Here is a 13550-nt window from a genome sequence, read left to right as displayed (position 1 = left end):
GGACTTGACAGGGTGCGGAGGTATCCAGTGTTGAGGGTATCTCTGTCGATGTGGTTGTGTTTGAGGTGGGTCTAAGTGTGCGAGCGGGGGGAATTGCGACCATAGGAGGCTTCGGGCGGCGTGTCGCCGGCGTGTCGGGGGCCTATGGTCGCAAAACCCCCATGTTTGGCCTCTGAGTTGGCGGTGAGTCGTTGGGTTGCTGCTCAAACCGTCGTCCACTTTGGTGAGAACTGGTGAAAATGGGCTGTTGTAGCCGAGGTGGACTGCACTGTGGGCAAGTGGGGCGTGAGGTGTCGCGGCGTGGGTGGAATGTGGGGCGCATTCGGATGAGATGCGCGCTCGGTTTCGCTCGTGGCCCGGGTTTCGCGCTGCGGGCTAGGGCGACTGCGTGCTGAGCACGGGGTTCATGACGCGGCTCGACCACTTTCGGCGTGCTCCGGCCGCGTCCGGGGGAATCGGACCCAACATGTTCGGCCGACGAACGGAAAATACACCAGGCACCGCCGCCGACACCCCTCACACCCAGACACTTCCGCCTTCAAGACCTCCGCAGCCTCTCCACGCGTTCCCGCAGACAGCGCAGCTGCGCACGGCTCAGCCCAGGCCTCGTCCCCCGAAGTGACGCGCCGATGGCTGTGTTTGCCGTCTCAGCTGAGGTTCACCTTGCCGCAGGGGCGCTAGACTTGGTGCCCAGGTGCGCGCAAACGCGCGCGGTCACGAAAAAGGAGAACTCGCTTGGCACCGCTCAACGTTGCCGTCATCGGCGCCGGTCCCGCTGGCATCTACGCGTCGGACATTTTGTCGAAGTCGGGACTCGAGGTGAATATCGACCTGTTTGAGCGGCTTCCCGCGCCGTACGGGCTCGTGCGCTACGGCGTGGCGCCCGACCACCCGCGCATCAAGCAGATCATCGTCGCCCTGTACAAGATCCTCCAGCGTGGCGACATTCGCCTGCTCGGCAACGTTGAGGTTGGCCGAGATGTCACGATCGACGATCTGCGTGACCACTACGACGCGATCATTATCGCGACGGGCGCTGACCGCGATCACCCGCTCGACATTCCGGGCGTGGACCTGCCCGAGTCCTACGGCGCCGCGGACTTCGTGTCCTGGTACGACGGCAACCCGGATTACCCGCGCACGTGGCCGCTGAAGGCCCGCGAGGTGGCGGTCCTGGGCGTCGGCAACGTGGCGCTCGACGTGTCGCGAGTCCTGGCCAAGCACGCCGAGGACATGCTCAAGACCGAGGTTCCCGCCAACGTCGCCGAGGCCCTGGCTGACAACCCGATCACCGACGTTCACGTGTTCGGCCGCCGCGGCCCCGCGCAGGTGAAGTTCACGCCGCTGGAGCTGCGCGAGCTCGGCAAGGTGCCGGACGTGGATGTCATCGTTTCCGAGGAAGACTTCGACTTCGATGAGGGTTCGGAGGAGGCGCTGCGCGCGTCGAACCAGCAGCGTCAGGTCGTGAAGACGCTGACGAACTACGCGATGGCGGACCCCGAGGAGCACACGGCGTCGCGTCGCATCCACATTCACCTGTTCCAGGCCCCGGTCGAGATCGTCGCCGACGAGGACGGTCACGTGAAGGCGCTGCGCACTGAGCGCACGGCCCTGAACGGCGACGGCTCGGTGTCGGGCACGGGCGTCATCACGACGTGGCCGGTCCAGGCGGTCTACCGCGCGGTGGGCTACTACTCGTCGCCGATCCCGGGCCTGCCCTTCGACACGCGCGCCGGCGTCGTGCCGAACGTGGAGGGGCGCGTCATCGAAGGCGAGACCACGAAGGACGAAAACGCCGCCGTCATCCCCGGTGTGTACGCGACCGGCTGGATCAAGCGCGGCCCCGTCGGCCTCATCGGCTCGACCAAGTCGGACGCGCAGCAGACGATCACGCACCTCGTGGAGGACGCGAACGAGGGTCGTCTGCACGCGAACACTGCCGAGGTGGGGCACGAGGCCATGGTGGCCCTCCTGGAGTCCCGCGGCGTCGAGTTCACGACGTGGGAGGGCTGGGAGCTGCTGGATGCGTACGAGCAGGCTCTGGGCGAGGACTACGGCGAGCTTCCGGGCGGTCGCGGCACGCGCGAGCGCGTCAAGGTCGTGTCCCGCCGCGTCATGACCGACATCTCGCGCGGTGCCGAGGTGGATGCTGCCTCCGCCGACCTGATCGGCGAGATGGGCGAGATGGGCGTGCCCACCGCCCCCGAACGTTTCGACGACTACACGGGTCCGGGACGACGTAACTGAGTCGTTTCCTTTCAGTGACGAGGCCGTGGCCGGGTTTTCCGGCTGCGGCCTCGTTCGCGTGTGGGGGAGTGGGTGGCGGCCTCGCCGGTGAGCCATGGGGGACGGCGGAATGTTGTGTGCAAGTCGTAGCCGCGCGTGCCAGCCGCGGCGGGACAGAGCCACTGAGCGGAGGTGAGCCACGGCCTCGTCCCTGACCGGGGGATTCCGCGCGAATTCCCACCGGTGACTCGGCTGGTTTTCAGGTGCTTCCCAGATAACCTCTTTAGGATCACCTGCATGGCTCAGCGCAACTATCACAATGGCCTCAAGACGACCCTGTTGCTGGGCGGCATGTGGGCGTTGCTGGTGTGCATTGGGGCACTTGTATCGCGCGGCACGGGGCAGGCGTTCTGGATCCTGCTCTTTGCGGGTATTGGGCTGGCGCAGACCGCGTACGCGTACTGGAACTCTGCGTCGTTGGCGCTGCGTTCGATGAACGCCTATCCGGTGAGTGAGCTGGAGCGCCCCGAGCTGTACGCGATCGTGCGCGAGCTGTCCGAGCGCGCGGGCCAACCGATGCCGCTCATCTGGGTCGCCCCGACGATGACGCCCAATGCGTTCGCGACGGGCCGCGACCCCGAGCATGCGGCTGTGTGCTGTACCGAGGGCATCCTGGCGATCCTGAATGAGCGCGAGCTGCGCGGAGTCCTCGGGCATGAGCTGATGCACGTGTACAACCGCGACATCCTCACCTCTTCGGTGGCGGCCGCAATGGGCGGTGTCATCACGTCCGTTGCTCAGTTCCTCATGTTCTTTGGCGTTTCCGGACGACGCGACGAGGAGGGCGGCGGATCGGGGCTCTTCGGGATCATCGGGATTCTTGCCATGAGTATCCTGGCGCCGATTGCCGCGACGCTCATCCAGTTCTCTATCTCCCGCACCCGCGAATTCGATGCGGACGAGGACGGCGCGATGCTCACGCAGGATCCCCTCGCTTTGGCCTCCGCGCTGCGCAAGCTCGAGATGACGACCGACCGTCGTCCGATGGCGGACACGCCGTCCACGCGTAACGTCGCGGCGATGATGATAGCCAACCCGTTCCGCGGCGAGTCCCTGGCCCGCATGTTCTCCACGCACCCGCCGATGGATCAGCGCATCGCGCGCCTGGAGAAGATCGCGGGCTACTGAGGCGGCTTGCTGTCCGCTTGCCGGGCGCTGTCCGGGTGTTGTCCGGGTGCTTGCCGGGCGCTGTCCGGGCGCTGTCCGGGTGCTTGCCGATCGTCGTCCCCTCCGCCCCCTGTGCCTCAGCGGCGGACATTGAGTGGAATGGGCAACAAAAATGTGGCGGGGCGGCCCGGTGTGGGCCGCCACGCCACAGCTGCGAAACGTGATCAGCGGTAGTTCACGAACTGGAGGGCGACGTCCAGTTCCTCGCCCTTGGGGCCCTTGAGCAGGGCGATGACGGCCTGGAGGTCGTCGCGCGACTTCGAAGAAACGCGAAGTTCGTCACCCTGAATCTGGGCCTTGACGCCCTTCGGGCCTTCGTCGCGGATCAGCTTGGAGATCTTCTTGGCGGTGTCCTGGGGGATGCCTTCCTTGAGGGGGCATGCCAGCTTGAAGAGCTTGCCGGAGGCCTTGGGTTCGCGATCCTTGTAGTCCAGAACCTTCAGGGACAGGCCGCGGCGGATCAGCTTGGACTGCAAGACGTCGAGGATGGCCATGACGCGGGAGGCGGAGTTGGCTTCCATCGCGATTGTGTCGCCGCTGAGGGTGATGGCGGCGTCGACGCCGCGGAAGTCGTAGCGGTTGGCGATCTCCTTGGCGGTCTGGTTGACGGCGTTGTCGACCTCCTGGCGGTCAAGCTTGGAGACAACGTCGAAGGAGGAGTCTGCCATGAGGGGCACCTTTCGTTGGAATTCCGCCAATCAAAGTTTCGATTGGCGCTCGGGATCATTTTAATGCTATTCTTTCACGGCACCGCGAGAGCGGCGCAAAGGCAGGTTACCAAAGCGGCCAAATGGATCTGACTGTAAATCAGACGCTTCGTGCTTCGGGGGTTCGAATCCCTCACCTGCCACCACTCGCTGGTTTCAGTGAGTACGCCTGTGAGGTGCTTCTCAGGTTCCGGGTTTGCTTCGGCGGTCGGAGTTGAGGTAAGCTTCTCGGCGTTGCCCCGATAGCTCAGTAGGCAGAGCGTCTCCATGGTAAGGAGAAGGTCAAGGGTTCGATTCCCTTTCGGGGCTCCGGTCGCGGATTCTTCCGCTTCCGGCGGCGGGGTAGCTCAGCTGGTCAGAGCGCACGACTCATAATCGTGAGGTCGCGGGTTCGAGCCCCGCCCCCGCTACCAACTCTTTATTCGACAGGTCGCAGGAGCGACGAAACAAAGCGAGGGAAACAACCGTGGCAAGCAAGTCTCAGGACGTTCGCCCCAAGATCACTCTGGCCTGCTCGGAGTGCAAGGAGCGCAACTACATCACCAAGAAGAACCGTCGTAACACGCCGGATCGTCTCGAACTGGCGAAGTACTGCCCGCGCTGCCACAAGTCGACGGCGCACCGCGAGACCCGCTGACGGTTTCACAGTAAGAGTCCCGAGGAACGAAAAGTTCCCCGGGGCTTTTCTGTGTATGCGGCGTCACTCGTGTATGCCGTCCGCATGAGTGAGAGCTATGACATGCGATGTCGGGTGGGTGCCCGCCAGATCGTCGCACCGATCGGTGCAGGTGAGGCTCGTATTCCTGCCCTTGTGAGGCTCCGTGATGAGCGTCTCATTCTCTTCTTCGACGAGCGGCCCGCCCCGGCCTCGGGCACGGGAGCTGACTTCAACGGGCTGACCATGGCCTCGGACCTGCCGAATCCGAACCGAATCCGCTGGATGGAGCGCGATGGGCGCGGTGGCTGGTCGTATCCGCGCGAGCTACCGACGGGGTGCCCCGCCTGTCTCGTCGGATGCCTGCGTGGGGGTCGACGGCGGCGGACTCATGCACCTGGCGTTCGCCTCGAGCGAGGGAGCCGTCGGCTATATGGACTCGAGCGCGGGCGGTGAGCGTCTGCGCGCGTGGTGGGCGTGGGGGAGTGGCCCTGCGGAGCTGACCTACGCGGATATGACGGATGCCCACTACGAGGTCACGGGCGCGGACGCGCTCTTCTCGACCTCGGGAGCCACGGCCACCGTTGATGGTGAGGTTGCTATGCCCTACGTCGTGCGCGTGGGGGAGCAAACCTACGTGCAGGTGGTTGACGCACGGGCCGGGGCTCCTGGTCAGCGGCCTTCGATGATGGCCATGAGGGGTTCGTAGTGGGCGTCGACTGCTGCGGCGTACGCCTCCACGTCCCCGGCCTCGCACGCGTGCAGGATCGCGGCGTGCGCCTCGGCGGTGTCCTCCATCTCCTCGCGCGAGGCTGCGGCCAGCTGAGGGGTCACGCTCTGGTGAACCAGCCACATGGCGGCGACGAGCTGGTGCATGAGCGGATTCTTCAGGTAGGCCAGCAGCCCGGAGTGGAACGCGATGTCCTGGTCCAGGTAGGTGGCGCCGGAGTGGGCGTGGTCCGTCATGGTGTTGACCAGTTCCCACAGTTCCGGGTTGGATGTGCCCTTCATGGCTCGGGTGAGTGGCAGCGCGATCCCGAGGTCGAGGGCGTGGCGGGTTTCGACGATCGAGTGCAGGGACTGCACGCCGTTGATGTCGTCGAGGGCCGCGCGCAGCACGAGGGTTTCGACCAGGGGTTGCAGCGACATGTCTCCGACGTAGGAGCCCGATCCCTGGCGGACTGTGACGATGTCGAGGGCCTGGAGTTTGCGCAGTGCCTCACGAACCGAAGAGCGCGAGACTCCGAGGTCGGCGCACAGCGCGGATTCGGTGGGCAGGTGGTCCCCGGGGCGCAGCCCGTGGCGCAGGATGTAGGACTTGATCGCGTCCATCGTGACGGAGGATCGCGTATCAATGTGCGCTGGTGCCGCCCGGTTTGCGTCGGTGGATCCGGGTACTTGTGCTGTAATCTCTTGCACAGATTTGTCTGACAACATAAGCTAAGTATAGCGAGCGGAACAAAAAAGATCCGCATGTTCCATTTCTCGACGATGAGGAGCGAGAGCATGCTGGAGGGGTCTGGGTTTTTTGGACCGTTTGTTGTGAGAGGGTTGTTCTGAGTAGTCCTGGCTGCTTGTGGCCGGGCAGAATGGATGACCATGAGGAAGTTCTCGAAGCACACGCCTGAGCAGATTGTCGTGAAGCTGGAGAAGGCCGAGGCGTTGCGAGGTGAGGGCATGAGTGTGGCCCAGGCCTGCCGCGTGCTGGGTATCAGCGAGGCGACGTTGTGCCGGTGGCGCCAGCGTTATGGGTCGATGAGTCGTCGTGAGGCCAAGGAGCTGCGTGAGTTGCGCGAGCAAAACGCGCGCTTGAAACAGTTGCTGGGCCAAGCCGAGCTGGAGAAGGCGGCGCTGCGAGAGTTGGCGGAGGGAAACTTCTAGGCCCGGCGCGGTCGTGGGCCTGCTGCTCGTGGCCTTCGCGCCGCACCACCTGTTCGCGGTCGCGGGCATCGCCCTGTGGGTCATCGGCTCGGCCCTCGGCTTCCCCCTGGGCATCTCCGCCCTGTCCGTCGACCCCGTGATGACGCCCGCGCGCGTCTCCGTCCTGTCCACCGTCAACTACGGCGCGGCCCTCATCGGCCCGCCCCTCCTCGGCCTCATCGCCGACCACATCGGCTACCACCGAGCGCTCGCCTTAGTCGCCCTGCCGATCCTCCTCGCATCGTGCTTGCCGGGCAGGTGCCCGACCGGCGTGGAACCAGGCGCACGGACCTGGTGTTTGGCGACTAGACAGGCCGCGTATCCGGCTTGTCCTTGCGCCTTTCTTCGGCTACTCGGTCGGTGTATCCTGGTGGGCAGGAACGCCTGTGACGTGGCGCTCAGTGTCGCTTCGATGAGAGAAGAAGAATCATGGCGCGAATGATCGGATACCGTCGTTTCGGAGGCGTTGAGGTGCTCGAGGAAGGCGAGGTATCCCTTCCTGCGCCCGGTGAGGGGCAGGTGCTCGTGAAGGTGCGGGCCGCCGGCATCAACCCTGTTGACTACAAGCTCTTCGGTGGATTGACGAGGCCCCTCGAGGTCGTCCGCACCATCGTTCACCCTGCCCGTTGGTTCGCTCGCGGCAAGGAGCGGCCGCTACGGGGCGTCGGACAGGATTTTGCCGGCGTCGTGACGGCCGTCGGCCCGGCGGTGAGCAACGTGTGCGTGGGGGACGAGGTTATCGGCCTCCTGCGCGCCGCTCCCTGGTCCGCTCGGGAATACGGGGCACTCGCGACGGACGTACTCACCTCGGCGACGAACGTTGTCCCCAAACCCGCCTCCGTCAGCTTCGACGTCGCCGGAGGCCTGGGTGTTGCTGCACAGACCGCGATGGGTGCGCTCCGCCGTGTGAGGGCGGAGGCGGGTGACGTTATCGTTGTCGCGGCAGCCGCCGGGGGAGTGGGAGGCCTCGTCACACAGCTCGCTCGTGCCCGCGGGGCGAGCGTCATCGGTATCGCCGGTCCCTCCAACGCCGACTACCTGCGGTCCCTTGGCGCGATCCCCGTGGCCTATGGCGAGGGCCTGGAGCAACACATCAAGGACGCGGCGCCCTCGCCCGTCACTGCCTTCATCGACTGCTTCGGCGGATACTCGTCGCTGGCCCATAGTCTCGGTGTTCCGGGAGAGCGCGTGGGCACTCTCGTTCCAACTCCCGCGATCGCCCTGCGTCGCGCGCGCTTTACCGGCGGGCGAGACGGAAAGATCGCCGACATTGCAACAGTCGCGGGACTCATTGACCGCGGCACGGTGAACCTGACTATCGCGGGCACCTACCCGTTCGACGTGGAGCAAGTACGCGCCGCGTACACGGAGCTCATGGGTGGCCACGTCCGTGGCAAGATCGTCATCACTATTCCCTGAAATCCTCACGCTACCCTCCGGCGAACGAACGGAGGGGGACGAGCCTGCCACGGCCTCGTGCCTCAGTCTGCCCACCGCTGCGTGCGCCGGATCGCAGGCTTACCACGGCCTCGTGCCGGTGCGTACCACCCGGCGCTCGCGGGGCCGAGGCCTGCCGGGGTTAGGCCGAACGCGCGCCGTGCGACTAGGCTTAGGGGCATGACGACCCTCGCTGATCTGACGACCCTGCGCGTGGGTGGGCCGATTGCCCGCCTCGTGCCCGCCACCTCGACCGACGCCCTCGTGGAGGCCGTTCGCGCGGCCGACGCCTCGGGCGGCCCGCTGCTCGTCGTGGGTGGCGGATCGAACCTGCTGGCCTCCGACGCGCCCTTTGAGGGCACGGTCGTGGACGTGCAGCCTTTCGGCGAGATCGCCTCCATCATCGATGAGGGTCCTTCCGGGCCGGTGCTCGTGCGCGCCGGCGCGGGCACCGTCTGGGACGAGTTCGTGTCCTGGACCCTGGCCCAGGGCCTCTCCGGCGTCGAAGCGCTCTCCGGCATCCCCGGCACCGTGGGCGCGTCCCCCGTGCAGAACGTGGGCGCCTACGGCCACGAGGTCGCCGAAACCATCTCCTCGGTCGAGGCCTACGACCGCCTGACGGGTAACGTCGTGCGCCTGGCTCCGGCTGAGCTCGGATTCGCCTACCGCTCCTCGGCTATCAAGCGCAGCGTCGGCGAGGTGGGCCTGAATGGCCGCCCGTGGGGCCCGACCGGCCGCTGGGTGGTCCTGTCCGTGGACTTCCGCTTGGAGCGCTCGCCCCTGAGCGCCCCCGTCATGTACTCCGAGCTCGCCCGGCGCCTGGGCGTCGAGGCCGGGGAGCGCGCCGACGCGTCCCTGGTGCGTTCGACCGTCCTGGAGCTGCGCCGCGGCAAGGGCATGGTCCTCGACCCCGCCGATCATGACACGTGGAGCGCCGGCTCTTTCTTCACGAACCCGATCCTGCCCGAGGCCGTGGCCGCGTCCCTGCCCGAGGGCGCGCCACGCTTTGGCGCGGGGGAGGGCCTCGTCAAGACGAGCGCCGCCTGGCTCATCGACCACGCGGGCTGCGGGAAGGGATTCCACCTGCCCGAGGCTGGGGACCCTCCGCGCGCATCCCTGTCCACGAAGCACGTGCTGGCCCTGACGAACAGGGGCGGCGCGAGCAGTGCCGACATCGAGGCCCTGGCCCGCGCCGTGCGCGAGCGCGTATATGACGCGTTTGGCGTGACCCTGGTGCCCGAGCCGGTCACGGTCGGCATCGCCTGGTAGACGGTCACCCGGTAGCGGGTCACGGTCGGTATCGCCTGGTAGCGGGCCACCCGGTAGAGGGTCACGGTCGGCGCCTGGTAGCGGGTCACGGTCGTTGTGGCCTCGACCGTCCTTGGCATCTTTCCGGAGAACCTGCTGCGGGGCCTCCCCACATTTCGCACGTAATTCCCCGGAGCGTGTTCTGGGACACACCTTGAAAACCGCGGAATATCAACGTTTCGATTTCAAAGTTTGAAAGAGGTGTGGGGGAATTACGTGCGAGATTGTCGGGGAACTGTGTGGGATCGTGCGAGTGTTGAGGCCGATCTGGCCTGCGCTCGCGGATCCGTTACGCGGATAGGTTGTCACGATCCGGATAGGTTATGCGCATCCGGATAGCTTAATAACCTATCCGGATCTTCGTAACCTATCCGGATCTTCGTAACCTATCCGGATCTTCGTAACCTATCCGCATGCGAACCGTCGGTCGCCGAGGTGGCCAGCGATTTGGGCACCGCTGTGGCTGTGGGCCACGGGTGACCGGGCAACGACTGTGTTTGCATCCTCCCGTAAATCCCGTCGATACCGCAGATTCCGCCGAGACCTCCCCAAATTTCGCACGTAATTCCCCGAAGCGTGTTCTGGGACACGCCTTGAAAACCGCGGAATATCAACGATCCGATTTCAAAGTTTGAAAGAGGCGTGGGGGAATTACGTGCGATATTGTCGGGGAATCATGGCTGATTGCAGCGGGAGGCGTCTTGCGGCGGGATGCGTCTTGCGGCGTCGTGGGTGTGGTTGCTGTGGGTGGCGTTTGGGGACGGTCTGGTACGCGAAAGTGCGTTGAGGTGGAAGAATCCGCGTGGTGGTGATTGTGGCCTGGTCTGGTTTTGTGGACCGGGTGTTTTGAGGGTTGTTGGTTGTTATTGGTGGTGTTGTGTTCTTGTCTCAAAGTGCAGTCCACTTCGCTTGAAATGGGTGTTTTTGGCTGAGGTGGTCTACGGTTTGAGCACATCGGTGTGCTGGCTGCCCTTCGGTGCTTGCCCTGTGGCCCTGAGGTGACGGTGGGATCCGGGGCGTCGCTCGCGGATAGGTTGTCACGATGCGGATAGGTTATTCGCTTGTGGATAGGTTAATAACCTATCCGCGTGTTCGTAACCTATCCGCGTGTTCGTAACCTATCCGCGTGCGAGCCCTCGGCCGCCGAGGTGGTGTCGGCAGTCGCTGTGTGCTGGTGAGGATGGCCCTCACCGGCAATCTGCCCAAAGTGCAGACCACCTCGGCCACAATGGCTGTATTTTGGTGGTTTGAGCAGAGGTGGTCTGCGTTTTGGGCACCGCTGTGGCTGTGGGCCACGGGGACCGGGCAACGGCTGTGTTTGCATCCTCCCGTAAATTCCGTCGATACCGTCGATACTGCAGGTGCTGCGGGTGCCGCTGAGACTTCCCCAAATTTCGCACGTAATTCCCCGAAGCGTGTTCTGGGACACGCCTTGAAAACCGCGGAATATCAACGATCCGATTTCAAAGTTTGAAAGAGGCGTGGGGGAATTACGTGCGAGATTGTCGGGGAACTGTGTGGAATCGTGCGAGTGTTGAGGCCGATCTGGCCTGCGCTCGCGGATAGGTTGTCACGATGCGGATAGGTTATTCGCTTGTGGATAGGTTAATAACCTATCCGCGTGTTCGTAACCTATCCGCGTGAGGCTGCGGCGCGCAAGCGCTCGATCATGTCGGGCACGTTGCGGGTGACGGCCATCCACAGGAGCTGGTCGTCCATGCTCTGGTACCCCGAGTGTGCGGCAATGTTGCGGGTCGTGCGCAGGGCGCGCTTCTCCGAGGAAGTCAGGGCATCCATGTAGGGCGCGTACTCTTCGCGTTCCAGGAACGCGGCCAGCCGAATGATCACCATGCAAGCCGAGTCATACTCCGGGCAATCGGCGCTGAAAGCCTCTGCGGGGACAGCGGCAACCCGCTCGATGCGGTGGGCGATGACGTCGAGTTCGTGCAGGAAGTTCTCAGCGTCGAAACTGGGCGCGTGTCTGCGCGCCACTCGCGGCCGAGGGGTGAAGGGAGCCGACTCGCTCATAGTGCCACGGCCTCGTCAACGGCAGTTCGCAGTGCCTCGGGTACGTGAGTGTCCGCGTGAACCTCCGTCGGGAAGCCGGTGAGCTCGCACGCGAACGATGCGATGTCCGCCAACTCGAACAGCGATAGCTCGCGGGTGGGCGTGCCGATCAGGTCAATGTCTGACTCGAATCCGTCTGTTCCCCGGGCAACCGAGCCGAAGACGCGGAGGGAACCGAGGCCTCGTTCCTGGGCGTAGCTGCTGATCGCGGGCGCGTAGCGGGCAAGCGGCACAGAGGGGCGGTAGTCGGCGACGCGGAGGATGCGTTCGAGCAGTTCGGCGGAGACTGCGCGCCTGCCGGACTCGATCTGCGCGAGCGTCGACTGGCTCATCCCGGTCATCGCCGCCAGCTCGGCCTGCGTGAGGGACGCGTCCTGACGTGCAGCGCGCACGAGGGACGGCGCATCGTCACGACGAAACCGGCTCATGTCTCCATGATAGTGCACGCGTGCACTATTGCTGAAGTGGTCGTCTGTAGGTACGAGGCCGGGGTCTGTGGTCGTCCCGAGGTGGCCGACTCGGGTGATCGGACGGGAAAGAAACAACCGGACTGAGAGAGGGATCCCTACATTTCGCACGTAATTCCCCGAAGCGTGTTCTGGGACACGCCTTGAAAACCGCGGAATATCAACGATCCGATTTCAAAGTTTGAAAGAGGCGTGGGGGAATTACGTGCGACATTTATGGGTAAACGTGCCGAATCGTGAGAGTCGTGAGAATCGTGAGAATCGTGAGGGCGGTGAGAAACAGCTGCTGCGCGCTGCCTCGCGTGACAACCGTTGTTGCTCGCGCGCGGGTAGCACTCAATCAAATGAGACGCTAATCGCACTAGCTACACCGTTGTTGCTCGCGCGCGGGCAGCACCTCACAGATCAGGTGCGCACCCCACACAGGCACTACGCCGCGGGGGCCGCAGCACTACGCTGCAGGCTCCGTCGCCAGCCACGCATCGATGTCGGCCTTCCAGGCCGCCTTGCGCGAGGGCGAGGCCAGCGACGCGTCGATCGACGAACGTGCCAGAGACGCCAAGGCTTCGTCGGACAGCCCAAACACGTCGCGCGCGACCTCGTACTGGGCGACCAGGCGCGAGCGGAACAGCAGCGGGTCGTCGGCAGCCAGCGCAACGGTAGCCCCGGCAGACAACAGAGTCGGCAGCGGCACCTGCGAAAAGTCCGTGTACACGCCCAGGTGCACGTTCGACGTGGGACACACCTCCAGGGCGATGCCCTCGTCGATGACGGCGCGCAGGAGCGCCGGATCTTCGCTGGTGCGCACCCCGTGCCCGAGGCGGGCGGGTGCCAAAGCGGAGACAACCTCGCGCACGGAGGAAGGCCCCAGGAGCTCGCCGCCGTGCGGAACGCCCACGAGCCCGGCGCGGCGCGCGATGCGGAACGCAGGGGCAAAAGAAGCCGTCGAACCCACACGCTCGTCGTTCGACAGGCCAAAACCCACGACCTCGCCGGGGCCGTCGCCCGCGAACGAAGCGGCCAGGCGCGCGAGGGTGCGCGCGTCCAAGGGATGCTTCATGCGCGAGGCCGCGACGATCACACCGATGTCGACACCGGTATCGCGCGAGGCGGAGCGGGCCTCGTCGATGATGATCTCGAGCGCGGGGGTGATGCCGCCGACGTAGGGCGCATAGCTGGTCGGGTCGGCCTGAATCTCCATGCGCACGGAGCCTTCGGCGGCGTCGTCCTCCGCGGCCTCGCGGATGAGGCGGCGCATCGCGGCCTCGGAGCGCACGAGGTGACGCGCGGAATCATAGGCGCGCTGGAAACGGAACCATCCGCGCCCGTCTGCCGGCATCGACGCCGCGTCGACGTGCAGCAGGTTCGGGGGCAGGCGCACGCCCTGTGTGCGTGCCATGTTCACCATCGTTGAGGGGCGCATGGCCCCCGTGAAATGCAGGTGCAGGTGAGCTTTGGGCAGGGTCGACAGGTCGCGCCTGCCCGCAGGCGTGGGGCGCGGCGCCGTCAGGTTGGGGACAGCGGGCGCGTCCACGG

The 13550-nt window shown here is 65.2% G+C and carries 11 protein-coding genes, 3 tRNA genes and 2 pseudogenes; 11 read left to right on the top strand and 5 right to left on the bottom strand.

The window, feature by feature from the left end:
* The first annotated feature begins 735 nt into the window (after window positions 1-735).
* Window positions 736-2247: an FAD-dependent oxidoreductase gene (locus O3669_RS09370; protein WP_295969003.1), complete on the top strand. Its 1512-nt coding sequence runs from the start codon at window positions 736-738 to the stop codon at window positions 2245-2247.
* Between the two features lie 276 nt (window positions 2248-2523).
* On the top strand, window positions 2524-3414 hold the full coding sequence (gene htpX / locus O3669_RS09365; RefSeq protein ID WP_295969002.1) for a zinc metalloprotease HtpX: 891 nt from the start codon (window positions 2524-2526) through the stop codon (window positions 3412-3414).
* A gap of 203 nt (window positions 3415-3617) precedes the next feature.
* On the opposite strand, the gene O3669_RS09360 is transcribed toward htpX, so the two are convergent.
* Window positions 3618-4121 carry a YajQ family cyclic di-GMP-binding protein gene (locus tag O3669_RS09360; RefSeq protein ID WP_314770074.1) on the bottom strand — a complete coding sequence of 168 codons (504 nt, stop codon included), beginning with the start codon at window positions 4119-4121 and terminating at the stop codon, window positions 3618-3620.
* Window positions 4122-4221: 100 nt separating this feature from the next.
* Here O3669_RS09360 and O3669_RS09355 point away from each other — a divergent pair.
* The 5 genes and pseudogenes from O3669_RS09355 to O3669_RS09335 form a co-directional block, all read left to right on the top strand.
* A tRNA-Tyr gene (locus O3669_RS09355) sits at window positions 4222-4306 on the top strand.
* 90 nt (window positions 4307-4396) lie between these two features.
* Window positions 4397-4469 (top strand) — tRNA-Thr (locus O3669_RS09350).
* A gap of 27 nt (window positions 4470-4496) precedes the next feature.
* Window positions 4497-4573 (top strand) — tRNA-Met (locus tag O3669_RS09345).
* 53 nt (window positions 4574-4626) lie between these two features.
* Entirely contained in the window at window positions 4627-4797 is a 171-nt protein-coding gene (gene rpmG / locus O3669_RS09340; RefSeq protein WP_003792256.1) for a 50S ribosomal protein L33, read from the top strand.
* A gap of 84 nt (window positions 4798-4881) precedes the next feature.
* A pseudogene (locus O3669_RS09335) lies at window positions 4882-5479 on the top strand (sialidase family protein); the annotation flags it as partial.
* A gap of 8 nt (window positions 5480-5487) precedes the next feature.
* Here O3669_RS09335 and O3669_RS09330 read toward each other — a convergent pair.
* A complete protein-coding gene (locus tag O3669_RS09330) occupies window positions 5488-6147 on the bottom strand; it encodes a FadR/GntR family transcriptional regulator (RefSeq protein WP_371524482.1) in 660 nt (219 codons plus the stop codon).
* A gap of 267 nt (window positions 6148-6414) precedes the next feature.
* Here O3669_RS09330 and O3669_RS09325 point away from each other — a divergent pair, with 267 nt between their 5' ends.
* From O3669_RS09325 to O3669_RS09310, 4 genes and pseudogenes are all read left to right on the top strand, one after another.
* Window positions 6415-6696, top strand: coding sequence for a transposase (locus tag O3669_RS09325; RefSeq protein ID WP_295920575.1), 282 nt, complete (start codon window positions 6415-6417; stop codon window positions 6694-6696).
* 4 nt (window positions 6697-6700) lie between these two features.
* Window positions 6701-7044, top strand: a pseudogene (locus O3669_RS09320) (sugar MFS transporter); the annotation flags it as partial.
* Window positions 7045-7164: 120 nt separating this feature from the next.
* Window positions 7165-8154 carry an NADP-dependent oxidoreductase gene (locus O3669_RS09315; protein WP_371524481.1) on the top strand — a complete coding sequence of 330 codons (990 nt, stop codon included), beginning with the start codon at window positions 7165-7167 and terminating at the stop codon, window positions 8152-8154.
* Window positions 8155-8244: 90 nt separating this feature from the next.
* Window positions 8245-9441 carry a UDP-N-acetylmuramate dehydrogenase gene (locus tag O3669_RS09310; RefSeq protein ID WP_371524483.1) on the top strand — a complete coding sequence of 399 codons (1197 nt, stop codon included), beginning with the start codon at window positions 8245-8247 and terminating at the stop codon, window positions 9439-9441.
* Between the two features lie 1671 nt (window positions 9442-11112).
* On the opposite strand, the gene O3669_RS09305 is transcribed toward O3669_RS09310, so the two are convergent.
* The 3 genes from O3669_RS09305 to O3669_RS09295 form a co-directional block, all read right to left on the bottom strand.
* On the bottom strand, window positions 11113-11508 hold the full coding sequence (locus O3669_RS09305; protein WP_371524480.1) for an antitoxin: 396 nt from the start codon (window positions 11506-11508) through the stop codon (window positions 11113-11115).
* The gene (locus O3669_RS09300; RefSeq protein ID WP_295920585.1) at window positions 11505-11975 is read right to left on the bottom strand and encodes a helix-turn-helix domain-containing protein; all 471 of its coding nucleotides are present in this window, start codon (window positions 11973-11975) and stop codon (window positions 11505-11507) included. Before O3669_RS09300 ends, O3669_RS09305 begins: the two co-directional genes overlap by 4 nt.
* Before the next feature lie 490 nt (window positions 11976-12465).
* Entirely contained in the window at window positions 12466-13548 is a 1083-nt protein-coding gene (locus tag O3669_RS09295) for an adenosine deaminase (protein ID WP_371524479.1), read from the bottom strand.
* Window positions 13549-13550: the final 2 nt, after the last annotated feature.

Source organism: Pauljensenia sp. 20925_1_34, from assembly GCF_041432775.1.
Taxonomy (GTDB): domain Bacteria; phylum Actinomycetota; class Actinomycetes; order Actinomycetales; family Actinomycetaceae; genus Pauljensenia.
This window is presented reverse-complemented; position numbering and strand designations above follow the sequence as displayed.